This window comes from Mesorhizobium sp. BE184 (assembly GCF_031457045.1).
Classification (GTDB): domain Bacteria; phylum Pseudomonadota; class Alphaproteobacteria; order Rhizobiales; family Rhizobiaceae; genus Mesorhizobium.
Window position 1 is genome coordinate 1,077,074 of the sequence record NZ_JAVDVU010000001.1, and the last position, 26,646, is coordinate 1,103,719.

General features: G+C 62.2%; 28 protein-coding genes. 19 read left to right on the forward strand and 9 right to left on the reverse strand.

Translation table 11 applies throughout. The features are described from left to right. Positions 1 to 30: 30 nt before the first annotated feature. On the reverse strand, positions 31 to 1,119 hold the full coding sequence (lptG, locus tag J2X35_RS05225) for an LPS export ABC transporter permease LptG (RefSeq protein ID WP_200946442.1): 1,089 nt from the start codon (positions 1,117 to 1,119) through the stop codon (positions 31 to 33). After that, positions 1,116 to 2,315 carry an LPS export ABC transporter permease LptF gene (gene lptF, locus J2X35_RS05230; RefSeq protein WP_310182748.1) on the reverse strand — a complete coding sequence of 400 codons (1,200 nt, stop codon included), beginning with the start codon at positions 2,313 to 2,315 and terminating at the stop codon, positions 1,116 to 1,118. The genes lptG and lptF overlap by 4 nt, the downstream gene beginning before the upstream one ends. Positions 2,316 to 2,640: 325 nt before the next feature. Between lptF and J2X35_RS05235 the strand changes: the two genes are divergently transcribed. The 7 genes from J2X35_RS05235 to J2X35_RS05265 all read left to right on the forward strand — a co-directional run bounded on the left by J2X35_RS05235 (position 2,641) and on the right by J2X35_RS05265 (position 8,124). Continuing rightward, positions 2,641 to 4,128: a leucyl aminopeptidase gene (locus J2X35_RS05235; RefSeq protein WP_310182750.1), complete on the forward strand. Its 1,488-nt coding sequence runs from the start codon at positions 2,641 to 2,643 to the stop codon at positions 4,126 to 4,128. Between the two features lie 33 nt (positions 4,129 to 4,161). Further along, positions 4,162 to 4,611, forward strand: a complete 450-nt coding sequence (locus J2X35_RS05240; RefSeq protein ID WP_310182753.1) for a DNA polymerase III subunit chi — start codon at positions 4,162 to 4,164, stop codon at positions 4,609 to 4,611. Between the two features lie 45 nt (positions 4,612 to 4,656). Next, positions 4,657 to 5,274, forward strand: a complete 618-nt coding sequence (locus J2X35_RS05245; protein ID WP_310182755.1) for a hypothetical protein — start codon at positions 4,657 to 4,659, stop codon at positions 5,272 to 5,274. Further along, entirely contained in the window at positions 5,274 to 6,167 is an 894-nt protein-coding gene (locus J2X35_RS05250; protein ID WP_310182757.1) for a 23S rRNA (adenine(2030)-N(6))-methyltransferase RlmJ, read from the forward strand. Before J2X35_RS05245 ends, J2X35_RS05250 begins: the two co-directional genes overlap by 1 nt. Before the next feature lie 51 nt (positions 6,168 to 6,218). Next, complete coding sequence (locus tag J2X35_RS05255; protein WP_056109475.1) at positions 6,219 to 6,662, forward strand: hypothetical protein; 444 nt, start codon at positions 6,219 to 6,221, stop codon at positions 6,660 to 6,662. A 14-nt stretch (positions 6,663 to 6,676) separates the two neighbouring features. Next, a complete protein-coding gene (locus tag J2X35_RS05260; protein ID WP_310182760.1) occupies positions 6,677 to 7,441 on the forward strand; it encodes a ribonuclease T2 in 765 nt (254 codons plus the stop codon). Positions 7,442 to 7,527: 86 nt separating this feature from the next. After that, positions 7,528 to 8,124, forward strand: a complete 597-nt coding sequence (locus J2X35_RS05265; RefSeq protein WP_310182762.1) for a glutathione S-transferase family protein — start codon at positions 7,528 to 7,530, stop codon at positions 8,122 to 8,124. 61 nt (positions 8,125 to 8,185) lie between these two features. On the opposite strand, the gene J2X35_RS05270 is transcribed toward J2X35_RS05265, so the two are convergent. Then, positions 8,186 to 8,836 carry an outer membrane protein gene (locus J2X35_RS05270; RefSeq protein WP_056109481.1) on the reverse strand — a complete coding sequence of 217 codons (651 nt, stop codon included), beginning with the start codon at positions 8,834 to 8,836 and terminating at the stop codon, positions 8,186 to 8,188. Between the two features lie 407 nt (positions 8,837 to 9,243). Here J2X35_RS05270 and J2X35_RS05275 point away from each other — a divergent pair, with 407 nt between their 5' ends. The 6 genes from J2X35_RS05275 (at position 9,244) to J2X35_RS05300 (ending at position 14,068) form a co-directional block, all read left to right on the forward strand. Continuing rightward, positions 9,244 to 10,008 (forward strand): SDR family oxidoreductase, encoded by a 765-nt coding sequence (locus J2X35_RS05275; RefSeq protein WP_310182765.1) that lies wholly within the window; start codon positions 9,244 to 9,246, stop codon positions 10,006 to 10,008. Next, a complete protein-coding gene (gene uvrC, locus J2X35_RS05280) occupies positions 10,005 to 12,050 on the forward strand; it encodes an excinuclease ABC subunit UvrC (protein ID WP_310182767.1) in 2,046 nt (681 codons plus the stop codon). Before J2X35_RS05275 ends, uvrC begins: the two co-directional genes overlap by 4 nt. A gap of 146 nt (positions 12,051 to 12,196) precedes the next feature. Then, complete coding sequence (pgsA, locus tag J2X35_RS05285) at positions 12,197 to 12,793, forward strand: CDP-diacylglycerol--glycerol-3-phosphate 3-phosphatidyltransferase (protein ID WP_056109487.1); 597 nt, start codon at positions 12,197 to 12,199, stop codon at positions 12,791 to 12,793. 6 nt (positions 12,794 to 12,799) lie between these two features. Beyond that, positions 12,800 to 13,051: a molybdopterin converting factor subunit 1 gene (gene moaD, locus J2X35_RS05290; protein WP_310182768.1), complete on the forward strand. Its 252-nt coding sequence runs from the start codon at positions 12,800 to 12,802 to the stop codon at positions 13,049 to 13,051. Positions 13,052 to 13,055: 4 nt separating this feature from the next. Then, positions 13,056 to 13,550, forward strand: a complete 495-nt coding sequence (locus J2X35_RS05295) for a molybdenum cofactor biosynthesis protein MoaE (protein WP_310182769.1) — start codon at positions 13,056 to 13,058, stop codon at positions 13,548 to 13,550. Between the two features lie 101 nt (positions 13,551 to 13,651). Further along, on the forward strand, positions 13,652 to 14,068 hold the full coding sequence (locus J2X35_RS05300) for a YbaY family lipoprotein (RefSeq protein ID WP_310182771.1): 417 nt from the start codon (positions 13,652 to 13,654) through the stop codon (positions 14,066 to 14,068). A 68-nt stretch (positions 14,069 to 14,136) separates the two neighbouring features. On the opposite strand, the gene ndk is transcribed toward J2X35_RS05300, so the two are convergent. Beyond that, positions 14,137 to 14,559 carry a nucleoside-diphosphate kinase gene (gene ndk, locus J2X35_RS05305; protein ID WP_056109492.1) on the reverse strand — a complete coding sequence of 141 codons (423 nt, stop codon included), beginning with the start codon at positions 14,557 to 14,559 and terminating at the stop codon, positions 14,137 to 14,139. An 82-nt stretch (positions 14,560 to 14,641) separates the two neighbouring features. Further along, positions 14,642 to 15,331: a glutathione S-transferase family protein gene (locus J2X35_RS05310; RefSeq protein ID WP_310182774.1), complete on the reverse strand. Its 690-nt coding sequence runs from the start codon at positions 15,329 to 15,331 to the stop codon at positions 14,642 to 14,644. Positions 15,332 to 15,393: 62 nt separating this feature from the next. Between J2X35_RS05310 and J2X35_RS05315 the strand changes: the two genes are divergently transcribed. The 3 genes from J2X35_RS05315 (at position 15,394) to J2X35_RS05325 (ending at position 18,794) form a co-directional block, all read left to right on the forward strand. Further along, complete coding sequence (locus J2X35_RS05315; protein WP_056109495.1) at positions 15,394 to 15,906, forward strand: DinB family protein; 513 nt, start codon at positions 15,394 to 15,396, stop codon at positions 15,904 to 15,906. Between the two features lie 228 nt (positions 15,907 to 16,134). Next, on the forward strand, positions 16,135 to 16,800 hold the full coding sequence (locus tag J2X35_RS05320) for a hypothetical protein (RefSeq protein ID WP_310182777.1): 666 nt from the start codon (positions 16,135 to 16,137) through the stop codon (positions 16,798 to 16,800). A 116-nt stretch (positions 16,801 to 16,916) separates the two neighbouring features. Then, the gene (locus J2X35_RS05325; RefSeq protein WP_310183742.1) at positions 16,917 to 18,794 is read left to right on the forward strand and encodes an ABC-F family ATP-binding cassette domain-containing protein; all 1,878 of its coding nucleotides are present in this window, start codon (positions 16,917 to 16,919) and stop codon (positions 18,792 to 18,794) included. 109 nt (positions 18,795 to 18,903) lie between these two features. Here J2X35_RS05325 and J2X35_RS05330 read toward each other — a convergent pair whose 3' ends face one another. Next, positions 18,904 to 20,145, reverse strand: a complete 1,242-nt coding sequence (locus J2X35_RS05330; RefSeq protein ID WP_310182780.1) for a glycosyltransferase — start codon at positions 20,143 to 20,145, stop codon at positions 18,904 to 18,906. A gap of 196 nt (positions 20,146 to 20,341) precedes the next feature. On the opposite strand from J2X35_RS05330, the gene J2X35_RS05335 reads away from it, so the two are divergent. Further along, on the forward strand, positions 20,342 to 22,453 hold the full coding sequence (locus J2X35_RS05335; RefSeq protein WP_310182781.1) for a molybdopterin oxidoreductase family protein: 2,112 nt from the start codon (positions 20,342 to 20,344) through the stop codon (positions 22,451 to 22,453). Between the two features lie 40 nt (positions 22,454 to 22,493). Here J2X35_RS05335 and J2X35_RS05340 read toward each other — a convergent pair whose 3' ends face one another. The 3 genes from J2X35_RS05340 to purM form a co-directional block, all read right to left on the reverse strand. After that, positions 22,494 to 22,898, reverse strand: a complete 405-nt coding sequence (locus J2X35_RS05340; protein WP_056115471.1) for a host attachment protein — start codon at positions 22,896 to 22,898, stop codon at positions 22,494 to 22,496. Between the two features lie 69 nt (positions 22,899 to 22,967). Next, the gene (gene purN, locus J2X35_RS05345) at positions 22,968 to 23,675 is read right to left on the reverse strand and encodes a phosphoribosylglycinamide formyltransferase (protein WP_056109500.1); all 708 of its coding nucleotides are present in this window, start codon (positions 23,673 to 23,675) and stop codon (positions 22,968 to 22,970) included. Then, positions 23,672 to 24,736 (reverse strand): phosphoribosylformylglycinamidine cyclo-ligase, encoded by a 1,065-nt coding sequence (gene purM, locus J2X35_RS05350; RefSeq protein ID WP_056115474.1) that lies wholly within the window; start codon positions 24,734 to 24,736, stop codon positions 23,672 to 23,674. The genes purN and purM overlap by 4 nt, the downstream gene beginning before the upstream one ends. A 135-nt stretch (positions 24,737 to 24,871) precedes the next feature. On the opposite strand from purM, the gene J2X35_RS05355 reads away from it, so the two are divergent. Continuing rightward, positions 24,872 to 25,498 (forward strand): CDP-alcohol phosphatidyltransferase family protein, encoded by a 627-nt coding sequence (locus J2X35_RS05355; RefSeq protein ID WP_310182783.1) that lies wholly within the window; start codon positions 24,872 to 24,874, stop codon positions 25,496 to 25,498. Then, positions 25,473 to 26,645 (forward strand): AI-2E family transporter, encoded by a 1,173-nt coding sequence (locus tag J2X35_RS05360; RefSeq protein WP_056109502.1) that lies wholly within the window; start codon positions 25,473 to 25,475, stop codon positions 26,643 to 26,645. Before J2X35_RS05355 ends, J2X35_RS05360 begins: the two co-directional genes overlap by 26 nt. Position 26,646: the final 1 nt, after the last annotated feature.

A 26,646-nucleotide genomic window follows, 5' to 3' on the forward strand; every position in this document is an offset into this window, starting at 1 on the left:
GCCTACGGTTTTGCAGAACCGCCCCCTCCACTAGCCATCTTCCTTATACAGCAGGAACGTTATCCCGAAGAACATCGCGACGACAACGGGAAACCATGCCGCTACAACAGTTGGTACGAATCCCGCAACCCCAAAAGCCTTCACGAGAACCGAAACGACATAAAGCAGAAAGCCGGCCAATATGCCACCCAGAATCATCGTAGCCGACTGCCCCATCCGCGCAAAACGCATCGATACTGTAGCGGCGATCAGTGTCATGGCGACTAGCAGGAAAGGCATGGCCACCAGAGAATCAAATTGCATCGCGAATGCATTGGCCTTGAGGCCGAACGAGCGGGCGACCTCGATCTTCGCCGGCAGCTCGTAAAAGGGGATCGTTTCCGGTCGGGCAAGACGTTCCTGTACAAATTCCGGCTTGAGATTGGTGGGGATTCTGTCGGTCTGTTTCGTCACCAGCGCATCGGCGCCTTTCATGATCCTGACGTTCTGAAGCTCCCAGTAACCATCGCGCAGGAAAACGCGCTTGGCGTCCTTTCTTTCGACGATATCGCCCTCGCGATCGAGGATGAAGAAAGAGGCGTCGGCCATTTCCAGGCCCTGATTGAGGATAGCCCGGGCGCCGATGATCGTATCGCCGGAATCGGTCTTCTGACGGAGCCATGGGGCGGCGTTGGCGGAAACCGCGTTGGATTTCCCGGAACGCAACTGGCTCTCGATCTGCTCGGAATGAGAAAACCCGGCAGCCGCCAGAGGGTTGAGAACGCCCACGGCCAGTATGCCGAACAGAAGCGCGCCGACGCAGGCGGGCAGCAGGAACTGCCACGCGGATATGCCCGCTGCACGGGCAATCACCAGCTCATAGCGCCGGTTCAGCGAAACCAGCATCGCCATGGCCGAGAAAAGCCCCACGAACGGTATCGTCTGCAGCATGATCATCGGCACGCGCAGAGCGGAGATTGCGAGACCGATCTGGTAGGAGAATCCGGGCAGGCGTGCCGTGCGGCTGGTCAATTCCGTGAAATCGATCAGGAAGACGAGCGCAAACAAGCCAAGGAAGAACCACAGCGTAATGGTGACGTAACGGATGAAGAAGTATCGGCCGAGAGTCCAACCCATCAGGCGGCTCCCTTCGGTGCCGGTCCGCCAAAGATTCGGTTCCGGATCGCCGTGAGATAGGCGAGCGCGCGCCGGCCGAACCCGGACAGCGTTTCCGCCCAACTTACCGGCAGGCTCATGGTGCGATGAGTCCTGATGAACCATATCGCAACCAGCGAGATGACGATCGGCGCCAGATACATTACATAGATGAACGACGGCTGTATCCGGGCGCGGCCTTCGGCGAAGAAGCAGATCCACCGCACGATCAGGGCGATGCTGACCGCCGTTATCAGCGGATTGACGCGAGCCTCGCGATGCGACCGTGCGTCACCCGCCACCGCGAGCGCAATGAAGGCGAAGGCCAGCGGCAGAAGCCATTCCGAGAATCGTTTCGCCAGTTCCGTCCTGTAGAGATTGGGATTTTTCTTCGAGATCGAATCATTCGGGCTCGGGTTGAGCAGATATTGTGTGGTCTGGTCCTTGGGCAGCAGCCGCACTCCCGACACGTCATCGTCGAATGCCGAGAGATCGAAGGCATAGGAGGTGAAGGTGATGACCGAAACGTCTCCGGACGGCGTTTTGCGGTGAACGACGCCGTCGTTCATCACCAGAACCTTCTCGCCCTGGCGTTCCACGATGGCTCCAGTCTTGGCGTAGTAGACGAGATCGATGCCCTCCTGGCGGGAGTCGGCGACGAATATCTGGCCAAGGCGATTGTCAGCGAAGCGCTCGCCGATCTGGACGAACAAGCCATCATCGACCTTGCGGAAGGTGCCTTCCTGAATGATGACAGAGAGGAAGTCGGCGCGCGAATCGGCAACCAGCTCGCGATTGCGCTGACGGGCGTAGGGGTCGACGCCATTCTGGACGACGAAACACAGGACACTGGCGCCGAGTGCCAGCAGGATGATCGGACGTATCACCGCGAGTCGCGACGCGCCGGCAGCGTTGATGACTACCAATTCCGAATCGGAATTCATCGCGCTCAGCGTCTGCGCGACGGCTAGGATCAGCGCAAAGGGCACGACGATGGTCAGCACGGAAGGCAGGATCAGCGTGGCGACTTCGAAGAACACCAGCGCCGATTGGCCGTTGTCGGTGACGAGGTCGATGCGCGCAAGCACCTGGGTGGTCCACACGATCGCCATCGTCCACGCCAGCGCCCCGACAAAGAGCGTGAAAGCGCGACGCATAATGTAGCGCTCGACTACCTTCATTCAGGCTCGCTCTTCTCGATTGGAACTTTCAGACATCGTACTCCGGACAAAGCTACCCGCCCGGTGACGCCCACACAACCGGTGCGACCTGGTTCCCGTCCCACATCGTGCTTGCCGGCGAGGGGGAGTCTCGACGCTAAGGGATAAAAAAGGACGAAAAGAGATGGTTAACAGACTGTTGTAGGGCAAATCCATGGCCAGGCGCGACCAATCGTCCGGGCTGGCGACGATGTTTTGGGGGGGCCGGAACCGGCAGCGGGTTGCCAACCGGCGCAAAACCGCGAAATGTCGCGCATTATCCGATATGTCCCGAAAGCAGGTTTCAGTGGCTTCAATACCCGCAATTTCCTTCGCAAAACCGTCAACGCCGTCCAGGGGAACAGTCTTTCTTTTTGCCAGGGAAAGTCAGGGCCTGACCGAAGTCGCCAGAAGCTGTGACCCCGCCGGAGTGCTCGACCGCGCCTTTTCCGTCGCGGATTTTTCTGGCCAGTTCGGCGTTTCCGTCAATCTGCTCGCCCCTGAAGGCACTTCGCTCGACCGCCTTGTCGCCATCGGCGCCGGCAAGGAGGAATTGACGGAATACGCCTGGATGAAACTCGGCGGCATCATCGGCGCGGCCATCCGGACGGCGCAGGACGTCTCCATCGTGTTGGATATTGCCGATGCCGAGGCAGGCGCTTCGGCTGCGGCAAATCTCGCCGCCGGCCTGATGCTCAGGACATATGCTTTCGACAAATACAAGACCAGGAAAGACAATGGCGATAAATCGCCCCGGAAGCCGGCGAAAATTGCCATCCACACCGCCGACCCGGCCGCTGCCAGGAAAGCGTTCGCCGATGCGAAGGCCGTCGTTAGCGGCGTGCTGCTGGCGCGCGACCTCGTCAACGAGCCCGCCAATATCCTCGGGCCGCTGGAGTTCGCAGCGGAGGCAGCGAAGCTCGCCGACGTTGGCGTCAAGGTGGACGTGCTGACCGAGAAGGAGATGAAGAAGCTCGGCATGGGCGCGCTGCTCGGCGTCGCGCAAGGCTCCCCCCGCGGCGCCCGCGTTGTCGTCATGCAGTGGAATGGTGGCAAGGCTAAGGACAAGCCCGTCGCCTTCATCGGCAAGGGCGTGACTTTCGATACCGGCGGCAACTCCATCAAATCGGCTTCCGGCATGGAGGAGATGAAGGGCGACATGGGTGGCGCCGCGGCGGTAGTCGGGCTCATCCATGCCCTGGCGACCCGTAAAGCCAAGGTCAATGTGGTCGGCGTCATCGGCCTGGTGGAAAACGCGGTGGACGGTCACGCCCAGCGCCCGGGCGACATCGTCACGTCCATGTCGGGCCAGACGATCGAAGTGCTGAACACCGACGCCGAAGGCCGTCTCGTTCTTGCTGACGCCATCTGGTACTGCAATGACAGGTTCCAGCCGAAGGCGATGGTCAATCTGGCAACACTGACCGGCGCCATCATGATCGCGCTCGGCCAGCATTATGCCGGATTGTTCTCCAACAATGACGAACTGGCCGGCTGGATGATCGACGCCGGCGCGGCAACGCATGAGCGGCTGTGGCGGATGCCGCTCGGCCCGGAATTCGACAAGCTGATCGATTCGAAGAACGCCGATATGAAGAACATTGGCGGGCGTTATGGCTCGGCCATCGTCGCGGCTCAGTTCATCCAGCGCTTCGTCAAGGATACGCCCTGGGCGCATCTTGATATCGCCGGCACGGCGATGGGGGCGCCGGGAAGTGAAATCAACCAGTCATGGGGCTCGGGCTTCGGCGTGCGATTGCTCGACCGTCTCGTTCGGGATCACTATGAGGGATAGTCCGCCTGCACCCCAGATCGTTCCGCTGAAGCCATGACCGAAGTCCTGTTCTATCACCTCACCGAATCGACGCTGGAGGACGCGCTGCCGGGCCTGCTCGAACGCAGTGTCGGGCGAGGGTGGCGGGCGATCGTGCAGACCGGCACCGAGGAACGCCGCGACGCGCTCGACCAGCATTTGTGGACGTTCCGCGACGATGCGTTCCTGGCGCACGCCAGATCGAATGAACCCTATCCCGCCGAGCAGCCGATCCTGCTGACGACGGACGACGACAACCCCAACCAGGCCAACATACGCTTCCTCGTCGATGGTGCATCGCCGCCAGATCTCGGTGCTTATGAGCGTGCCGTCTTCCTGTTCGACGGCCACGATGCGGGACAGGTCGATGCGGCGCGCGAGCATTGGAAGGTCATGAAATCGGCCGGTCACGACGTCACCTATTGGCACCAGACACCCGATCGCCGCTGGGAGCGCAAGGCGTGAAGGCCGCACTCGCGCTCGGCAACTGGCGACCCTGAGAGAGACAGAATGCGTTTTCTTTTTCTGCTGATATTCCTGGCCGGCGGCGGCATGGCGGCCTATCCCTGGCTGTCGGCCAACATGCTTGAGCATGAGGTCGGCAAGTGGCGCGTCTACGACGCCGCCGGCGGCTATGTGCCGGCGCAACCGAGGTTGAAGGAAGCGGACGCGCCGCTCAAGATTATGGTCGATCTGGCCACCACCGGCATCGGCAAACTGCCGCCGGACTCGGCTATCCTCACCCTGACCGCCTCGGTAAACGGCAAGACCGTGCTGGCCAAGGCCATGACCTTCGCCGACGCCACCGCGACCGACACCAACCCGCAGATGCAGGCGCGGGTTTATCGCGCCCGCGCCGGCGTGATCGACCCTGTCGAAGACGGTGCCTATCTCTTCACCGTCGGCAAGGGCGATGCCGAGACGGTGCCCATTCAATCGGTGGACCTGATCCTCGCTACCGCCGGGCCTTTCCCGGGTTCCCGCGTGCAGCCGCTGGGCTTCGCCGCCATGGCCATCGGCTTCATCGGCCTGGTGCTTGCCTTTCGGGGCGGCCGCGGCGGACAGCCCGAAAACCCGAACTCGCAGCCTCCGCCACCGCGCTGGGGCAGGGGCGGCTCGGTCTCCTGATGAACTACCGCCACGCCTATCACGCCGGGAATTTCGCCGATGTGGTCAAGCACGCCGTGCTGGCGCGGCTGGTCGAGTATCTGAAGCAGAAGGACAAGGCGTTCAGGGTCATCGATACCCATGCCGGCATCGGGCTTTACGACCTGTCCGCTGCGGCGGCCGCCAAGACCGGCGAGTGGAAGGGCGGCATCGGCAGGCTGATCGACGCCCGACTGGGACCGGCCGGCACGCCATTGCTGGCGGGCTATCTGGACGCAGTCCGCGCAGCCAATCCGAAGGGCGGCCTGAAACGTTACCCGGGTTCCCCGGCGATCGTCAGGCATCTCCTGCGCAAGCAGGACAGGCTCTCGGCGATCGAACTGCATCCGCAGGACGCGGCGCGGTTGAAAGCGCTGTTCGACGGCGATTTCCAGGTGCGGGTCATGCAGCTCGACGGCTGGCTGGCGCTCGGAGCGCATCTGCCGCCGAAGGAAAAGCGCGGACTTGTGCTCATCGATCCACCTTTCGAGGAGGGTGGGGAGTTCCTGCGCCTGACGGAAGGGCTCACCAAGGCACACCGGCGCTGGCCAAGCGGGATCTACGCGCTGTGGTATCCGATCAAGGACCGGGTGGCGGTTGCGGGGTTCCGCAAGGGATTGGTCAATTCCGGCATCGCCAATATTCTGGACGTGACCCTTGATGTCAGGACGTCATCTGGCGAGCCGAAACTGGACGGGACCGGCATGATCGTCGTCAATCCGCCGTTTACGCTGGAACGCGAATTGCGTGTCATCCTGCCCGAACTGTGCGCCATCATGGCCGTTGACGATGGCTCGGCGTGGAAACTGGAATGGCTTGCCGGTGAAGCGCCTGCCGCCAAATCCGACGGCGCCCCACAATTCGACGGCGCTTGACCGCGACCGGACGAAACCTCACAGTGCTTTCAGATTTTCCAAGAGGCCGACATGACTCGTTTCGTCAAAACCCTGCTTGCCCTGCTGACCGGCCTGGCATCGCCGCTGGCTGCCGTTCCGATGGCCTCGTCCGCCGATCTGCAATCCTCCGTCTATGAGAGCGATCCGGGCGTGTGCGGCGAAGCCTGGGTTCTCAACAAGATCACCAGCCGCTTCCGTTATCAAGTCACCCATGTTCCGCATCTGGGCGATGTGAACATTGTCGACTTCCGCAGGATTCACGAGCGCCGCTATCTGCCGGCGCGCGAGGATCGCCCGATTGGCCGCCGCTACTGCGGCGCGACCGTCGCGCTTTCGGACGGTCACGATCGCACCGTCTGGTATCTTATCGAGGAAGGCCAGGGCTTCGCGTCCATCGGCAACAATGTCGAATTCTGCGTCGCGGGCTTCGATCGCTGGCTGGTTTACAACGGCCGTTGTCGCATTCTGCGCTAGGACGGAAGTTTCCGATGTCGGGGTTGCGCCGGAGATTGCTGCCGGCGGTTCTGGCGTCGCTTGCCCTGCTGGCGGTAGCCTGCGCTCCGGCCGATGACGGGAAACCGCGGGAAAAAAACGCTCCTGCTGGACCCGGGCAAAAGACATCGTCGAAAGAGCAAGCACCAGTCAAAGGGGAGAGCATCCCAGCCGGCAGCGGTTTCGATTTCTACGTGCTGTCGCTGTCCTGGTCGCCGAGCTACTGCGAGGCCGAAGGCGCCGACGCCAACCGTCAGCAATGCGGCGCGGCGCGTCCCTATGCGTTCATCGTGCATGGTCTGTGGCCGCAATTCGAACGCGGCTTTCCGCAGGATTGCCCCACCGACCGTTCCAAGGTGCCGGATGCAACGGTGCGTAGTCTTTACGACCTGATGCCCTCGGCTGGATTGATCCGTCACGAATGGCAGACGCATGGCACTTGCAGCGGCCTCGGCCAGCAGGATTATTTCCGGGTGTTGCGCGCCGCCCGCGAAAAGGTCGCCATACCGCCGGCTTTTCGCCGGCTTAACGACTATCGCACGCTTTCGCCGCAGGACGCCGAAACGGCTTTTCAGGAATCGAACCCCGACCTGCCGCCCGACGCGATCGCCGTTACCTGCGACCGCCGCTATCTGCGTGAGGTCCGCATCTGCCTGACCAGAAACCTCGAGTTCCGCGCCTGCCCGGAAATCGATCGCAAGGCCTGCCGGGCGTCTAAGGTTGTAATGCCACCGGTGCGTGCGTCATCGAACACCCGGTAATGTGCGAACAATGATTGCGCCGATCCGGCTGTTGCCTTCGGTACGCCGCACCGTACAGTGCCGCCAACCAAAAACAGGATGCTCCCATGCCTAGACTGCTCTACGCTTCCGCGTCGCCCTACAGCGCAAAGGTGCGCATGGCGGCGCTCTATGCCGGCATCGCCATCGAGGCCGTTCCGGTGAAAACGGATGACGAACCTTCCTTGCTCATCGACGCCAACCCGCTGGGAAAAATACCGACCCTGATTCTGGACGATGGACGCGCTGTCTATGACAGCAGGGCGATCACCCAGTATCTCGGCCGGCTTTCAAGGAACGTGCTGTTTCCACGCAATCCGGAAAAACGGCTGGACGCCGAAGTTCTCGAGGCGCTTGCGGACGGCATCTGCGACAGCGCTTTGTCGATGGTCTATGAGCGGCGTCTCCGTTCCGAAGACAAGATTTCGGAAGAATGGCTTGAAAAGCAGTGGTCGAAGATCACCCGGGGCCTGGATGTGTTCAACGCCAACCCGCCGAAACTGCCGGCCAGGATAACCGTCGGCCAGATCGCGCTGCGGGCGACGCTCGGCTATCTGGCGCTGCGGTTTCCGGGAAAGTGGGAGAAGGGCCGGTCGCGGCTGGTTCGATGGGCTGCGCGCTTCGACGAAAAATTCCCGCAGCTCAAGCCAGCCATACCGTCCTGATCGGCAGGCAATAAAAAAGCCGGGCGCGAAGCCCGGCTTTTCTTTTCGTCCGATCGTCAGATCAGAACTTCATACCCACGCCGAAGTTGACGCGGTTGTCGCTCGACTCGACGTTGCCGGCATTCGAGAAGTCCTTGTCGCCGTAATCGGTGTAGCGATACTCGACACGACCGAAGACCTGCTCGGTGATCTTGATGTCCGTACCCACGCCGGCCGTCCAGCCAAGCATGGTGTTGGTGTCGCGACCAGCTGCGTTGGAGACCTTCAGCCTCTGTGCAGCGCCACCGGCGGTGCCATAGACGAGGATGTCCGGGCTGACAGCGTAACCGAGACGGGCACGTAGCGATCCGTCGACGCCCGACTTGGAGTTTTCGCCGGCATTGCTGCCTTTTTCGCCGTTGTAGCCGACATCGCCTTCAACGCCGTAGACGAAGTTGTCGGACTGCCAGTTATAACCGGCGAACGCGCCACCGAGGAATCCATCGGTATCGATGTCGTTGCCCGGCGTATGCGTGGTGCCTGCAAAGCCGTAGCCAACGGTCAGACCGGCATAGGGGCCAGCCCAGGAGGCAACCGGCAGCTCAGCAATGGGAGCCGGAGCCGGGGGCTCTTCCGAGACCACGTCGGCGGCGAAAGCAGGCATCGCGGTAGCAAGGGCGAGAATTCCAAGCGCCGCTGCAGTCGGCCTCGCAAATTTGAGGTTCGTTTTCATTCTTTTACTCCTTAAGCCACAGCACATGGGCTCGTTGTCATGAACACCTCCGACCCGTCCGAGGGGAGTAACGGATCCGGCGTTCATCTGTTCCGGAATGTGGTGGCCAAATGCGGCTGAAGCGAACCTGAACTTGGGTCATTCCCCGGCGCGAATGAGGCGGAAAATGGACGTTGCATCTGTGCAACATGTTTTGTCAGCAGACTGGAGGATGGGGGTCGCAAGCCGGCTTGGAGCAAGGCGTCCGAAAGCCTATATTGGGTTTCAGCCTGCCGAATCCTTCAGCGGATTCGAGCGTTTCGAGTGCCCTTTGCCACAATGCTGCCCAAGGTAAGAACGGCAATTAACGGTTGGCCGGTCAAATTTGGCCGAACCGGGCTTTTGCGGGACAAAACAAGGATTGACAGATGAAGGAAGCCGCCGGAACGGCGCTGGTAACGGGAGGATCGAAGCGGCTTGGCAGGGCGATTGTCGAGGATTTGGCGGCGCACGGCTTTGCCGTCGCGATTCATGCGAACATCTCTCTGGATACGGCCGAGGCTCTGGCCGCGGACATCAACCTTGCAGGTGGCCGCGCCGCCGCAATCGGCGCCGATCTGACCGACATGGCCGCCGCTGCGGGGCTCATCGACCGAGCCACCCGCCAGCTCGGGCCGATTTCGCTTCTCGTCAACAACGCGTCGATCTTCGAAAATGATTCCGTTCTGGATTTCGATTGGCAAAATTGGGACAGGCACTTCGCCATCCATGTGAAAGCGCCGGCCATCCTGACGCAGACCTTCGCCAAGGCGTTGCCGGCGGCTTTGGACGGGCTTGTCGTCAACATTGTCGATCAGCGCGTCTGGCGGCCGACGCCACACTATTTCTCGTATACGCTTTCCAAATCGGCACTGTGGGCGGCGACCCGGACAATGGCGCAAGCGCTGGCGCCGCGCATCCGGGTCAACGCTATCGGCCCGGGCCCGTCACTGCGCAGTGCGCGCCAGTCGGATCAGGACTTCCAGCACCAGGTCGACAATCTGATGTTGAGGCGTGGCCCGGAATTGCCCGAATTCGGCGCAACGATCCGCTATCTCTGGGAGGCGCGCTCGATCACCGGCCAGATGATCGCCCTCGACGGCGGCCAGCATCTTGCCTGGCAGACGCCGGATGTGACAGGCATGGTGGAATGAGTCCTGCAAACGTCAGAAGTGGAGCGCGTGGCCTGACCGCGGCGGACGATCTTCCCGAGGTCGATGCCATTGACGATGAAATAGTCGAAGCACCAGTTTCGTCCGGCCCCGATATCGCTTTCACGGCCATAGACTGGACGCCGCATGCCGGCGATGCCGACGGCATGATCGGCGCCGAGGTGATCCAGACGCTGGTGAAGCGCCTCCCCAATGCGCCGGGCGTCTACCGGATGATGAATGCGACCGGCGACGTGCTCTATGTCGGCAAGGCGCGCAGCCTGAAGAAGCGCGTCACGCAGTATGCGCAGGGACGGTTCCACACCAACCGCATCGGCCGGATGGTGCGCGAAACATCGACGATGGAGTTCGTCGTCACCCGGACCGAAATCGAAGCGCTTCTTCTGGAGGCCAATCTTATCAAACGCTTGCGTCCGCGTTTCAACGTGTTGATGCGGGATGACAAGTCGTTCCCCTACATCCTTCTGACCGGCGACCATGCGTCTCCGGGCATCTACAAGCATCGCGGCGCCCGTTCGCGTAAAGGCGAGTACTTCGGCCCGTTCGCCTCAGCGCAGGCGGTCGGGCGTACCATCAATGCATTGCAGCGCGCTTTCCTGCTGCGCAGCTGTACCGATTCTTTTTTCGAAAACCGCACGCGGCCGTGCCTGCTCTACCAGATCAAGCGATGCGCCGGCCCCTGTACCGGTGAGATTTCTCACACTGCCTACGCAGAACTGGTCGGCGAGGCGAAGGGCTTCCTTTCCGGCCGCAGCCAGAAAGTGAAGACGGAAATGTCGTCCGCCATGCAGGAAGCGTCGGCAGACCTCGATTTCGAGCGCGCCGCCGTTTATCGCGACCGGCTGGCGGCCCTGGCGCATGTGCAAAGCCATCAGGGCATCAACCCGCAATCCGTCGAGGAGGCGGATGTCTTCGCCATCCATCAGGAGGGCGGGCAGGTGTGCATCCAGGTGTTCTTTTTCCGGACAGGACAGAACTGGGGCAACCGCGCCTATTTCCCCAAGGCCGATCCGGCGCTGGAAGCATCGGAGGTGCTGGGTTCCTTCCTGGCGCAGTTCTATGACGACAAGCCGACGCCTCGTTCCGTGTTGTTGTCGCAGGAAGTGCAGGATCAGGAATTGCTCGTCGAAGCGCTTTCGACGCGGGCAGGGCGCAGGGTGTCCATCAATGTCCCGCAGCGTGGCGAGAAGAAGGATCTGACCGACCATGCGCTGCAGAATGCCCGGGAAGCGTTGGGCCGCCGGCTGGCCGAGACGTCGACGCAGGCCCGCCTGTTGACCGGCTTCGCCGAAACCTTCGGCACCGAAAAGCCGCCCGTACGCATCGAGGTCTATGACAACTCCCACATCATGGGCACGAACGCTGTCGGCGCCATGATCGTCTCGGGGCCGGAAGGGTTCGTGAAGAACCAGTATCGAAAATTCAACATCCGCTCGACCGACATCACGCCGGGCGACGATTTCGGCATGATGCGCGAGGTCATGGAACGGCGGTTTTCAAGGCTGCTGAAGGAGCATGGCGAGGAGACCGGCGCTGGCTCGGACAGCGACGATGTCTCCGCCTCCTTCCCGGCCTGGCCCGACGTCATCCTGATCGATGGCGGGCAGGGCCAGATGTCGGCTGTCCGCAAGATCCTGTCCGATCTTGGCATCGAGGACCGGGTCGTCGCCATCGGCGTCGCCAAGGGCCAGGACAGGGAAGCCGGGCGCGAGCGGTTCTTTGTCGAGGGCAAGCCGTCCTTCTCGCTGCCAGTTCGCGACCCGGTGCTTTATTTCGTCCAGCGGCTGCGCGACGAAGCCCATCGCTTTGCCATCGGTTCGCACCGCGCCCGGCGCAAGAAAGAGATGATAAAGAGCCCATTGGACGAAATCAGCGGAATTGGCCCGGGCCGCAAGCGCGCCTTGCTCCTGCACTTTGGCACGGCCAAGGCTGTTGGTCGCGCGGCGATGGAGGATCTGATGAGCGTCGATGGAATTTCCGAATCCGTCGCGCGGCTGGTGTACAACCATTTCCATGAAACATGAGGGGATGCGGTCATGAATGCGACACATCGCTCTCGCCACAATTGACGGACGGCTGTCTGTTTCGTCTGGTCAGCCGAATTTCGCCAGTTGACCCGCTACATGCGCTTCTGATTTGAGTACCGAGGCGGAAGAAAGATCAGGAACCCATGGCCAAACGCGCATTCAATCTTCCCAACATGCTGACCTATGCCCGGATCGTGGCGGTGCCGCTGGTGGTGCTGTGCTTTTTCCTCGAAGGGCACTTGAAGTCCAGCGACTTCGCCCGCTGGTTGGCGCTGTTGATCTTCCTGCTCGCTTCCGTGACCGACTATCTTGACGGCTACCTGGCGCGGGCCTGGCAGCAGACGTCCAACATAGGCAGGATGCTGGACCCGATCGCCGACAAGCTGCTGGTCGCTACATGCCTGCTGCTTCTCGCCGCGGATACCGACCGCCATGCCGGGATAGCCGGCTGGTCTCTATGGGCTGCGATCATCATCCTGTGCCGGGAAATCCTGGTGTCGGGGCTGCGCGAATATCTGGCGGCGCTCAAAGTCTCTGTGCCGGTCACGCAATTGGCCAAGTGGAAGACAGCCATCCAGATGGTCGCCATCGCCTTCCTGCTCGCCGGTCCGGCTGGCGACAAGATCTTCCCGCTCACGACACAGATCGGACTGGTGCTGCTTTGGATCGCCGCCGTGGTCACCCTATATACGGGCTACGATTATTTCCGTGCCGGTCTGAAGCACATTGTCGACGAATAGACGGTCATGAAACTGATCTATTTTGCCTGGGTCCGGGAACGGATCGGTAAGCCGGAAGAGGAAGTCGATCTTCCCGCCGGTATCGAAACCGTGTCCGATCTCCTGCGCTGGCTGCGCGGGCAGGGGGACGAATACGAGCACGCTTTGCAGTTTCCCGAAGTGATCCGCGTCGCCATCGACCAGGAGCACGTCGATCATCGCGAGAAGATCGGCGGCGCCCGCGAGATCGCGCTGTTTCCGCCGATGACGGGCGGCTGACGCCATGACCGCTCCGGTCTTGCCGAGCGTGCGCATCCAGGCCGAGGATTTCGACCTTGCCGCGGAGATGGCCCGCGTCGCGGCCGGCCGCAAAGACATTGGCGCCATCGTTACCTTTTCGGGGCTTTGCCGCGACGAGGCCGGCGCGCTGGCTGCGCTTGAGCTGGAACACTACCCGGGCATGGCCGAGGCCGAGATCGGACGCATCGCTATGGAAGCTATGGCGCGCTGGCCGCTGCAAGGCCTGACGGCGATCCACCGCTACGGCAAGGTCAGGCCGGGCGAGAATATCGTTCTTGTGATTGCGGCTTCCGCGCATCGTCAGGCGGCTTTCGAGGCCGCCAGTTTCCTGATGGATTATTTGAAATCGCGCGCGCCCTTCTGGAAGAAAGAGCATCGTGTCGACGGAACGCAGGGCGCGTGGATCGACGCCAAGGAGGCGGATGAACGGGCTACAGCGCGTTGGGACAGGACTTCCCCACTGGACAGGAAGGCGTAGAACGGCGGGAACGCCGTTCTCGAACATACCCGAAGAACGCCGCCGGCCCGCCTTGGATTGTCCGCATTCCTTCTGCCATCTAGTGGCAAAGGAGAACCTCAATGCTGGACCGGATCGCGGAATTCTTCATCTTCGGATTTGCGCCACTCGCCGTCGGCATGCTGGCGACGCCGGATTTCTCCATGGCCGCCGAACAGACGCTGACCGGCGAGGCCACATATCGCGAACGGATCGCATTGCCGCCGAATGCCGTGCTTACCGTCCAGCTTGCCGATGTCTCACTGGCGGATGCGCCTGCCGCCGTGGTAGCTGAACGGGAGTTTCGTCCGGCCGGCCAGGTGCCGGTCAAATTCGAGCTGAAGTTCGATTCTTCCGCCATCCAGCCCAAAATGACTTATGCCCTGCAGGCCCGCATCACCGTCGACGACAAGCTGATGTTCATCAACGATGAGCGCCTGCAGGTCGATCCGCTCACGGCCGGGCCACAGAAGATCATGTTGAAGATGGTGAAAAACTGATCGCAGCGAACGACGGACAACAAAAAAGCCGGGCAGAAGCCCGGCTTTTTTGTTGAACGTTTGCGACCTTAGCCGACGACTTCCGTGTCGGAGAACCAGTACTTGATTTCCTGCGCGGCGGTCTCCGGCGCATCGGAGCCGTGGACCGAGTTCTCGCCGATGGAAACCGCGTGGACCTTGCGGATGGTGCCTTCGTCGGCATTGGCCGGATTGGTGGCTCCCATTACTTCGCGGTTCTTGGCGATGGCGTTCTCGCCTTCGAGAACCTGTACCACGGTCGGGCCGGACGACATGGACTCGACCAGTTCTTCGAAGAAGGGCCGGCCCTTGTGCACGGCGTAAAAACCTTCCGCCTCGCGACGGCTCATCCACACGCGCCTTGAAGCCACAACGCGCAGGCCGGCATCTTCCAGCATCTTGGTGATTGCGCCGGTCAGGTTGCGCCGGGTCGCGTCCGGCTTGATCATCGAAAAGGTGCGTTCGAGCGCCATGGTCTGTCCTTGTGCGGATAGGAATTGCTGAGTGGCGCGCTCTATACAAGCCGCCCGGCCCATTGCCAAGGCCTCGATTCCCTCACGCGGCGGCCGCGACCCTTCGCCCCAGTCCATCGAAAAGATCGAGACAGCGCTCGAACCAGGCATTCACCGGATCGCCGTCCTCCAGTAACGGATACGAGGTCGAGACGCGCGCCCACTGCAACGCGCCGAAAACGATGTAGTCGGTAAAGAGTGGCGACGATCCGCCGATATAAGGTTGATATTTGAGCGTTTCGCGCACGGGATCCAGCCGCTTGCGGAATGCCGGCAGATGTTCGTCGCGTTCGGCATCCACTTGCTCGAGCGGCTTGCCGTAGCGCGCTTCGCGGCTTTGGCGGAAGTAGACCATGTTTTCCGCATCCTGCAGGCGGTAGATATCCATCAGCGCAACCGATCCCAGGAAGGGGTGAAGCTGCGTCTGCGACCAGCGTTCGATGAAACGCGCCGAGGCCTTGCCGCCTTCTCCGCCGAAAAGCGTTGGCCGTTCGGGATAGGCGTCATCCAGATAGACGGCGATGGCGAACGAATCGGCTACTATCTTGTCGCCGTCGCGGATGACGGGAACGATCTTGGCTCCGCCTTCGACATGAGGAACCTCAAGGAACCGGGTCGGCACTGCTGTGAAGTCGAGCCCCTTGTGCGCGAGCGCCATTCTTGCCTTCCAGCAATGCGGACTGAAAGGGCGCGACACGTTCTTGCCGACGAGGTCATAGAGTAAAATGGTCATTGGCGTTCCTGACTGCCGAGGCTAGGTAGTGCGCCGAAGCGCCAGCCTGCGAGGGACAAACGGTGAAACAGCATTTCATGATGCTTGCGGCCTATAATCAATGGGCCAACAACAGGATATACGATGCTGCCGCCGAGCTGACCGACGAGGAGTTCAGCCGCGATGTCGGCGCGTTCTTCGGTTCGATGATGGGCACGCTCAACCACCTCCTGGTGACTGACCGCATCTGGATGAAGCGGTTTACGGGCGAGGGGGACGCCCCGTCCCGGCTGGATGCGATCCTGCACAAGGCATTCCCGGTCCTGCGCACCATGCGCGAAAACGAGGATCGCCGCATCCTCGACTGGGTCGATTCCCTCGATGCCAAGGCGCTTGCAGGCCGCTTCACCTATATGACGGCGACCGACATGCGGACCATCTCGCAACGGCTGTCACCAGCGCTCGACCACCTTTTCAATCATCAGACGCATCATCGTGGCCAGGCCCATATGATCCTGACCGTCCTTGGAAAGTCCTCCGTCCAGCTGGACCTGATTTATTTCCAGCGGACCGAAGACGGTCGCGCATTCGCTTGATAAGGTCGACGGTCATATAGACTTATATGCAGGGTGACCTTGTCTTTGGACAGAATGATTCAAATTAAATATATGTTAAATATAAGTTTACGGCATTCGTAAAACCGCAAAAAACCAAGAACCAGCAATTAGACTTCTAAGAAGAAACCAAAAGTATTCTTTATTCGTAGTCAAATGTGCGAGGGGCCATCGCTCGTCGTGATTTTGAGGCAACCTATGGAGAATATCATGGCAAACGTCATCCAAAGACTAGCCGGTACGCTGGCGGCGGGAGTGATTGTCGCTGCGGTTTCTATTCCGGCCTATGCAATCGACATCGGCAACCGCGACGGAGGTTTCGGTGTGTCTGTCGGTATAGGCGGTTCCAACGGCCTCGGCGTCGATGTAGGCGCCACGGTAGGAAGCCGGACGAACGGCATCAATGTCGATTCCAACACCAAGGTGGGTAGCAGCTCGGGTCTGGCCGTCTCCCGTACGACCGCCTCTGTTGGCGGCGCCAACGGCATCAACGCCAAGGCAAACGCCGATGTCGCCACCAGCAAGGGTCTGGCGGATGCAGACGTCACCGCTTCGATCGGCGGCACCAATGGCATCAATGCCAATGTCAATGCCAATGTCGGCGGACCGAAGACCGTCGATCTGGGTATCGATATAGGCATCGGCGGCCCCACCGGCCCTGGCGGACCTGGTGGACCTGGTGGCCCCGGAGGTCCTGGCGGCCCTGGCGGTCCTGGTGGGCCGGGTGTGAACCCGAACACCCCGAGTGTCATTGCCGATCTCTCTGCCGGCGAGGTGACGAGGCTGAAGCGCCGCTGTGTCGACGTGCTGAGCGGTGGCGGCGGCTACGATCCCAGCCTGCGCCAGCTCTGCATGATGCTGCGGCAGCTCCGCTAACGCTGAACCCCTCGGTTCACAGTGAACATCCTGAAACGGCCCGCTTCGGCGGGCCGATTTCTTTCGTGGCGCACAGTCTTGCGCAATGCGGCCTCGCCGTGCAAAACCGCCGCGCCATGCTTGCAATCAACGATCTTTCACTCCGCATCGCCGGACGCCTTCTCCTCGACCATGCTTCCTTGACGCTGCCTGCGGGCACCAAGGCAGGCCTTGTCGGCCGCAACGGCACCGGCAAGACGACGCTGTTTCGCGCCATAACCGGAGACCTGTCATCCGAGACTGGTTCCGTCAGCATCCCGAAAAATACCCGAATCGGACAGGTGGCCCAGGAAGCGCCGGGAACCGAAGAGCCGCTTATCGAGATCGTGCTCAAGGCCGACAAGGAACGGGCATCCTTGCTGGAAGAGGAAAAAACAGCGACAGACCCCGACCGCATCGCCGAGATCCATATCCGGCTGGCCGATATTGATGCGCATTCGGCCGAATCCCGCGCCGCCACCATTCTGGCTGGCCTCGGATTCGACGATGACGCGCAGAAACGACCGGCGGCGTCCTTTTCGGGCGGCTGGCGCATGCGCGTCGCGCTCGCCGCGGTGCTGTTTTCCGAGCCGGACTTGCTGCTGCTCGACGAGCCGACCAACTATCTGGATCTCGAAGGCACGCTGTGGCTGGAAAACTATGTGGCGAAATATCCGCATACGGTTCTGCTGATCTCGCACGACCGCGATCTTCTCAACCGCGCCGTCAATTCGATCGTTCATCTCGACCAGAAGAAACTGACCTTCTGGCGCGGCGGCTACGACCAGTTCGAGCGGCAGCTTTCCGAACAGCGCGAGCTGCAGGAGAAGGGCCGCGTCAAGCAGGAGGCGCACCGCAAGCACCTGCAATCCTTCATCGATCGTTTCCGGGCAAAGGCCTCCAAGGCGCGGCAGGCGCAGTCGCGCATCAAGGCGCTGGAGAAGATGAAGCCCATCGGCGCGATTCTCGACGACAATGTGCGCCCGTTTTCATTTCCGGAGCCGGTCAAGACCGTGGCGTCGCCGATCGTCGCGCTGTCCGGCGTTGATGTCGGCTATGCGCCGGGACAGGCCATTTTGAAGAAGATGACGCTGCGAATCGACGCCGACGACCGCATCGCCTTGCTCGGCGCCAACGGCAACGGCAAGTCCACCTTCGCCAAGCTTTTGGCAGGGAGGCTGAAGGCCGGTACGGGAACGATGACCGTAGCCCCCGGGCTGAAGGTCGCAATCTTCGCCCAGCACCAGCTCGATGACCTGCGCCCCGAGGAAAACGCCTACGAGCATGTTCGCCGGCTGATGCCGGAGGCGCCGGAATCAAAAGTGCGGGCCAAGGTCGCCAATTTTGGCCTTCCCACCGAGAAGATGAACACCGCCGCAAAGGATTTGTCCGGCGGCGAGAAGGCCCGGCTTTTGATGGGATTGGCAGCCTTCGATGGACCGAACCTGTTCATCCTCGACGAGCCGACCAACCACCTCGACATCGATTCACGCGAGGCGCTGGTCCATGCGCTGAACGATTTTCCCGGTGCTGTCATCCTGATTTCGCATGACCGCCACTTGCTGGAAGCCACCGCCGACAGGCTCTGGCTGGTCAAGGACGGTGCGGTCCATCCCTATGACGGCGATCTCGACGATTACAAGACGCTGGTCACCGGAGTCTCCTCCAACAGCCGCGAGAAGCGCGAGGCGGACAAAGCGTCCAAGGCCGACCGGCGTCGCGAAGCCGCCGCCCGCCGCGCCGCACTGGAGCCGCTGGCCAAGGAAATCCGCGCCACCGAAGGGCTGATGGATCGGCTGCGCAAGCGCCTCGACAGCATCGAGGACGAGCTGGCCAATCCAGCGCTCTATGAGAAGGACCCGGTCGGCGCCACAAGGCTCGCCAAGGAGCGCTCGCAGCTATCGTCACAGCTCGCCGGGCATGAGGAACGCTGGCTGTCGATGAGCGCTGAGTATGAAGAGGGGATAGCCGAATAGGCTTTCGGGTCGGGGCAACGCTGCCTCGCCCGAAAACCCTTCCTCCCGTGGACCGCCGGAGAGATGTGGGACAGTTTCGTCTACCTCCTTCCGTCACGGGCTCAACGGCTTAAACGGCTTCCGCCGGTTCTCGTGCAATCCTTTCAAACAGCAGTTTCGCCGCCGTTTTTGCACCATCGGCATTCATGGTGAGCGCGACGGCGCTGGCGCGTGCGCGCGTCCGGGGTGCCAGCGCCTTTGCAAGCGCTGCCGACAGGGATTCGAGCGTCGGCACCGCGCCGTCATGCGCGACCCCCACCCCCAGCGCGGCCACCTGCGTCGCCCAATAGGGCTGATCGACGATCTGCGGCACGATCACCTGCGGGTTGCCCGACCGCGTCGCCGTTGTCGTCGTCCCCGCGCCGCCATGGTGGATAATCGCGGCGACCCGGCGAAACAGCGCCTGCTGGTTGACCTCGCCGACGAGAAAACAGTCGTCGCCGTCGTCGAGCAGGGCCGCGTTGGCCCAGCCGCGCGCCACGACCGCACGATGGCCCTGTGCACGCACGGCTTGTATCGCGGTGTGCGCCGCATCCCTCGTGGTCGGCAAGGCGATGCTGCCGAAACCCACATAGACGGGCGGGCTGTCCTTTTCCAGGAAAGCGTCAAGATCGGCTGGCAGCGGGCGTTCGTCCCGCAGTACCCACGCGCCGGTCTGTATCGCGGCGCACAGGTCCGTCGGCTGCCAGGGCCAGAGGACTGGATCGGAAGCCAGCAGCGGCCGATCGGTGAAAACATGGTCGCGGACGTTATCGATTTCAGGCAGGCCGATCGCGGCACGGTGGGCGTTTACAGCGCCGCTGAACCGCGCGTTCATGGCGCTGGCGTTCAGATCCCACAGCGCTCGCGGGTCGTTGACCTCGGGCGGCAGCGGGTCGCCTGGATAGCGGTAAGGCCGATGATGATGCGACGGCAGGAACAGCGGGCAGAAGCTGGCGTGGAAATAAGGAACGCCCATTTTTTCGGCCACGCATTGCGCCGCCGCCGCCGACGGCATCAGGCCGGTCGCCAAGATGGCGTCGCATCCCTCGGCCGCCGCGCCTACCGCCTCATACTGTCCGGCGATCATTTCCGTCGCCAGCTGGTTGAAATCCGCCGGCGCCGATGGTTTTGCCTTGTCCTTGATCCAGGTGCGGACCGAGGTGAAGGCAGGCGCCAGAGGGACGCCGGCGCGCGCCAGAAGGTCGACGAACTCATCGTCGGGCGGCGCCGAAACCACGGCCTCGACGCCCAGTGCCTGCAAGGCGACGCCCAGCCCGGCCAACGGCTCGGTGTCGCCGCGCGATCCATATGTCGAAAGCAATACACGCATTCGCTATCCCTTCTTTCCGGTTCAGGGACGCGTTCATACAGCCGGGCATGGGTCTTGCCGCAAGTCCCCACTGCGCCATATCTATGGCATGGAGGGGAGAATATCGGCTGGATGGCCGTCCCGACTCCGGCAAGCAACGAATTTGGCGCAGACGCTGGCTCTACCCGTTGCGCTTATTTCCCGCTAGTTTCGATGCATGAACCAGCATGCTCCGCTCCGCATCGGCCACTCCGCCTGTCCGCACGACTGTCCATCGACCTGCGCGCTCGATGTCGAGCTGCTCGGGCCTGACCGCATCGGCCGCGTCCACGGCGCCAGGGACAACAGCTACACGGCCGGTGTCGTCTGCGCCAAGGTCGCCCGCTATGCCGACCGCATCCATCATCCCGACCGCCTGCTGAAACCGCTGATACGCGCCGGAAGCAAGGGCGAGGGCGTCTGGAAGGAGGCGAGTTGGGAAGCGGCGCTCGATCTCGTCGCCGAAAAGTTCGACGCCGCGGAAGCCAACTACGGCTCGGAAACGGTGTGGCCCTATTTCTATGCCGGCACCATGGGGCTGGTGCAGCGCGACGGCATCGAAAGGCTGCGGCACGCCAAGAAATATTCCGGCTTCTTCGATTCGATCTGCACCAATCTCGCCTGGACCGGCTGGTTCATGGGGGCAGGGGCGCTGCGCGGCGCCGACCCGCGCGAGATGGCGAAATCGGACTGCGTCGTGATCTGGGGCACCAACGCCGTCGTCACACAGGTCAATGTGATGACCCACGCGATCAGGGCCCGCAAGGAGCGCGGCGCCAGGATCGTCGTCATCGACATTTATGAGAACGCCACGGTCAAACAGGCTGACATCGGCCTCGTGCTCAAGCCCGGCACCGATGGCGCGCTGGCCTGCGCGGTCATGCACATCCTGTTCCGCGACAATCTTGCCGACCGTGCCTATCTGGAAAAATACACCGACGACCCGAAAGGCCTGGAAGCGCATCTGCGGGACAGAACGCCCGAATGGGCGGCGGCGATCACCGGCCTGCCGGTGGAGGAGATCGAGGCCTTCGCCCGGCTGGTCGGCACCACCAAGCGAACCTTCTTCCGCCTCGGTTATGGCTTCGCGCGCCAGCGCAACGGCTCGGTGAACATGCATGCCGCCCTGTCCGTCGCCGCCGTCACCGGCTGCTGGCAGTATGAGGGCGGCGGTGCCTTCCATTCCAACTCCGGCGTGCTCAAGCTGCACAGCGACGTCGTCAAGGGTGCGCGGCTGCGCGATCCCGGTATCCGCTATCTCGACCATTCACGCATCGGCCCTGTGCTCACCAACGCGCCAGACGCGCTCTATGGCGGCCCGCCGGTCACGGCCATGCTGATCCAGAACACCAATCCGGCGAATGTCGCGCCGGAACAGCGGCTGGTGAAGCAGGGTTTCCTGCGCGAGGACCTGTTCACCTGCGTGCACGAGCAGTTCATGACCGATACGGCCAGGCTCGCCGATGTCGTACTGCCGGCGACGATGTTTCTGGAGCACGACGATATCTACAAAGCCGGCGGCAACCAGCACATCATCCTGGGTCCCAGGCTGATCGACCCTCCGGAAGGGCCGCGCCCCAACCATTACGTCATCGAGGAACTGGCCAAACGGCTGGGCGTCGCGCATATGCCCGGCTTCGGGCTGACCGAACGCCAGCACATCGACATCATGCTGGAAAGCCGCGGCCTTGGAACCTTCGAGACGTTCAGGGAAGGGCGATGGGCCGATCTGCAGCCGGATTTCGACACGGCGCATTTCCTGGACGGCTTTGGTCATCCCGACGGCAAGTTCCGCTTCAAGCCGCAATGGGTTGGCGGCGCGGCCCCTAACAAGCCGCCCAGCAACATGGGCGTCGCCTTCGGCCCCTATGACCGACTGCCGGAATTTCCGGACCATGTCGATCTGATCGAGGTCGCGGACGCGGTGCATCCGTTCCGGCTGGCGACCTCGCCGGCGCGGAACTTCCTCAATTCCACCTTTGCCGAAACACCCGTTTCGAAAGCCAAGGAAGGCAGGCCGGAATTGCTGATCCACCCGCTGGACGCCTCGGCCCTTTCAATAGGGGAAGGCGACCGCGTCGAAATCGGCAACACACGCGGTGAAGTCGTGCTGCACGCCAGGCTTTTCGACGGTGTGCGGCGCGGCGTCGTCATTGCCGAAGGCATCTGGCCGAACAGCGCGCATGAGCGCGGCGAAGGCATCAACGTGCTGACTGGCGCCGACGCGCCCGCGCCCTATGGCGGCGCGGCTGTCCACGACAACAAGGTGTGGGTGAGGGCGCTTGCATAAATCCGCCCACGGAATCCTCAGGACGCCATGGGCGGTGTTGTCATGCCGCTTGCAGCGCCTTTTCGATGTCCTGCAGCGAGTGTCCGGTCAGGTCCTTGGCGATTTCGCCGATCAGGGCAGCCTGTAGCTGTTTATGATAATTTTTACGCAGCTCGCCCAGCGTGCGCGGTGCGGCGATCACCACGACAGCGTCTGCCTTGTTCTGCAACACCCGCTTGTTGAGCAGGTCGGCGATGCCGGCGGCAAACCCATCTTCCTCGCCTTGGCTGGCGTCCGGATTGGCCGAACTGCTCTGGTGGCGCGCGCCGCCACTCTTGTTGTCAGTATCGACTTCACCGACCGGGACAGCCTTTAGCGCGAGGTTGGCTTCGTCGCCTGTATTCCGGAACAGATTCAGTTTCTCGCCGTCGGCAACCGCGACAAGAGCGCCATTTGGAAGCAGCATTTGCATCTCCGGTGTTAGGGTGATGCAGCGACAACGCTTCAGGGCCTGTTTGGATGCAGGAGGCAACTGCTACGGCGTGATCCGCGCCAGTTGCTCGAGATTGAAATCGTCCCGCAGCGGGCGCGGGGCCATGATCGACACCATGGCATTGTCTCTGTCGTCCGATACGCCCGGGAACACAGCGCGTCCTTGCTGCATGGCCACCTTGCCTTCGGCCACCAGACGCAACGCCAGCGGGTAGAGGTGATGCTCCGCCTTGAGCACCCGGGCGGCGAGCGCTGCCTCGTCGTCATCGATCATGACCGGCACCGCCGCCTGGGCAATGATCGGGCCGTCATCCATCTCGGGCGTGACGAAGTGAACGGTGCAGCCATGGATACGAAGTCCGGCATCCAGCGCCTGCCTGTGGGTGTCGAGCCCCTTGAAGGCCGGCAGCAGGGCAGGGTGGATGTTGATCATCCGGCCTTGCCATTTTTCGACGAAGGACGCAGTCAGAAGCCGCATATAACCGGCCAGTGCGACGATCTCGGCGTCAAGCGTCGCAAGCGCTGTGTCGATCGCCGCGTCATGCGCTTCCTTGCTGGCATGATCCTTCCGGGCGACCACCTGCGTGGGGATGCCCCGCGCGATGGCTATGCCCAGACCCGCGGCATCGGCCTTGTCGGAAATGACGCCGACGATCTCGGCCGGGAAGGCCGGATCGGACGCGGCGGCAATCAGCGCCGTCATGTTGGAGCCGCGGCCGGAGATCAGGATGGCTGTGCGTTTGCGCGTCATAGATCGATCCTGCCCCGGTAGATGACACCGGCGTCGCGGCGCGGCACGATCTGGCCGATCGGCGTCACGGTTTCACCGGCTTCCTGCAACACGGCCGCGACCTGCGCGGCCTGGCCGGAGGCGACGACCACGATCATGCCGACGCCGCAATTGAAGGTCCGCATCATTTCCTCGGGCGACACCCCGCCGGTCCTGGCCAGCCAGGAGAACACCGGCGGCACGTCGATGGCGTCGAGGTCGAGTTCAGCCGAGAAATCCTTCGGCAGGACGCGCGGGATGTTTTCCGGGAAACCACCGCCGGTGATGTGCGCCAGGGCCTTCAGCCCATGCGTGTTGCGGACCGCTTTGAGCACCGATTTGACATAGATGCGCGTCGGTTCGAGCAGCGCTTCGCCGAGCGTCCGATCCTTGTCGAACGGCGCCGGCGCATCCCATTTCAGACCGCTGACCTCGACGATACGTCGCACCAGCGAAAAGCCGTTGGAATGAAGGCCCGACGAGGCGAGGCCGAGCAGCACGTCGCCCTCGACAATGTCGTCGGTGGGTAAAAGCTGCCCGCGCTCGGCCGCGCCCACGGCAAAGCCGGCGAGATCGTAGTCTTTCTCCTGATAGAGGCCGGGCATCTCGGCGGTCTCGCCGCCGATCAGCGCGCATCCGGCCATCTTGCAGCCCTTGGCGATGCCGCCGACGATGGCTGCGCCCTGGTCAGGATCGAGCTTGCCGGTGGCGAAATAATCCAGGAAGAAAAGCGGCTCGGCGCCCTGCACGACGAGGTCGTTGACACACATTGCCACAAGGTCGATGCCGATCGTGTCGTGCTTGCCGGCGTCTATGGCGATCTTGAGCTTGGTGCCGACGCCGTCATTGGCGGCTACCAGAACCGGATCCGAAAAGCCAGCCGCCCTGAGGTCGAACAATCCGCCAAAACCGCCGATCTCGCCGTCAGCTCCCGGCCGGCGCGTGGCGCGCACCAGAGGCTTGATCTTCTCGACCATCAGATTGCCGGCATCGATATCGACGCCCGCCTCAGCGTATGTGAGCCCGTTCTTCTGCTCGCTCATCATTGTTCCTGCTTGAAGGCCTTCAATTGGCGCTATTCGCATGAACCGTCCGGCCCCGCAACAGGAAGGGTCCATTGCGACATTGCACACGCTACAAAACCGTGGATAGCGCGCATCCTTGTCTGAGCCATTGCGATGGCCGAGACTTCCGCCCATCTAATCGGAAAGCAGCTTGTCGTCGAAAAGAACCTAGCCCTGAACCTCGTGGTCACGATACCGAACCTTATAACGATCCTGCGCTTCGTGCTGGTGCCCGCGGTCGTGCTCGCCATGCTTCAATCCCGTTGGGACTGGGCCTTCGCCGGCTTCGTGGTGGCGGGCGTCTCGGATGGCGTCGACGGCTTCATCGCCCGCCAGTTCAATCAGCGTTCGCAACTCGGCGCCTATCTCGACCCGGTCGCCGACAAATTGCTGCTGGTCAGTGTTTTCGTCGTGCTGGGCATCATCGGCCAGCTGCCGCTGTGGCTGGTGGTGGCGATGGTTTCGCGCGACGGACTGATCATCTGCGCAGTGCTTCTTTCGTCCGTCATGGGGCATCCCGTGGAAATGAAGCCGCTGATGGTTTCGAAGGTCAACACGACCTTCCAGATCATACTGGCCGCGGAAGTCTTGGCCGAGTTGGCGTTCACGGCGGACTTCGGCCCGCTGCGGGAGGCGCTGATAATCCTGTGCGGCCTCTTGACCGTGGCTTCGGCCGCGGCCTATCTCGTGGCTTGGCTGAGGCATATGAGTGGTTATGGCGAAGGCACCCCGGGTACCTGACGGCAGCGAAGCCGAGGCGGCAATGTCTACCGCTTTCCGCCGGCAAGTCTTCTTCTGGCTGGTAAGCGCTTTCGGTCTGGCGCTTTTCCTCTATGTTTTCAGCGACGTACTGCTTCCGTTCGTCGCCGGCATGGTGCTGGCCTATTTCCTAGATCCGGTCGCCGACCGGTTGGAACGGCTTGGGCTGTCGCGTCTGTGGGCGACGGTCGTCATCCTGTTTGCCTTCATCATCGTCCTGGTTCTGGCGTTCGTCATCCTGGTGCCGGTGCTGGCCTCGCAGATGGCGGACTTCGCCGCCAAGTTGCCGGAGTATCTGACCCGTCTCCAGCAACTGATAACCAGCTATGACCCGCAATGGCTGAAGCAACGCTTCGGCGTCGATGCCAACGGGTTGCGTGAGGGGCTGAACTCGCTCCTGACCTCCGGGTTCGGCCTGCTGACGACGGTCTTCACCTCGATCTGGAGCTCCGGCGTCGCGCTGGTGTCGGTCATCAGCCTCTTCGTCGTCACGCCGGTCGTCGCTTTCTACATGCTGCTCGACTGGGACCGCATGGTCGCCGTCGTCGACAGCTGGGTGCCACGCGACCATGTGCGCACCGTCCGGCAGATCGCCGCCGACATCAATTCGGCGACTGCGGGCTTCGTGCGCGGGCAGGGCACGCTCTGCCTCATCCTGGGCACTATCTACGCCGTCGGCCTGACGATCACTGGGTTGAATTTCGCCATCCTGATCGGCCTGTTCGCCGGGCTGATCAGCTTCATTCCCTATGTCGGATCGCTGACCGGCTTGGTGCTGGCGGTGGGCGTCGCCTTCGTCCAGTTCTGGCCGGACTGGACCATGATTGTGGCCGTCGCCGCCGTCTTCTTCGTCGGCCAGTTCATCGAAGGCAACATCCTTGCGCCGAAGCTGGTGGGCAAGAGCGTCGGCCTGCATCCTGTGTGGCTGATGTTTTCGCTGTTTGCGTTTGGCGCTTTGTTCGGCTTCGTCGGCCTGCTGATCGCGGTTCCGGCAGCGGCCGCTGTCGGCGTTCTCGTCCGCTTCGCCATCGGCCGCTATCTGGAATCGCCGCTCTACAAGGGAAATTCCACCGAACCGCCGCCGCCCCTGCAGCCGCGCCGCAAGGGACAGCGGGTCGCCAGCCGTTGAC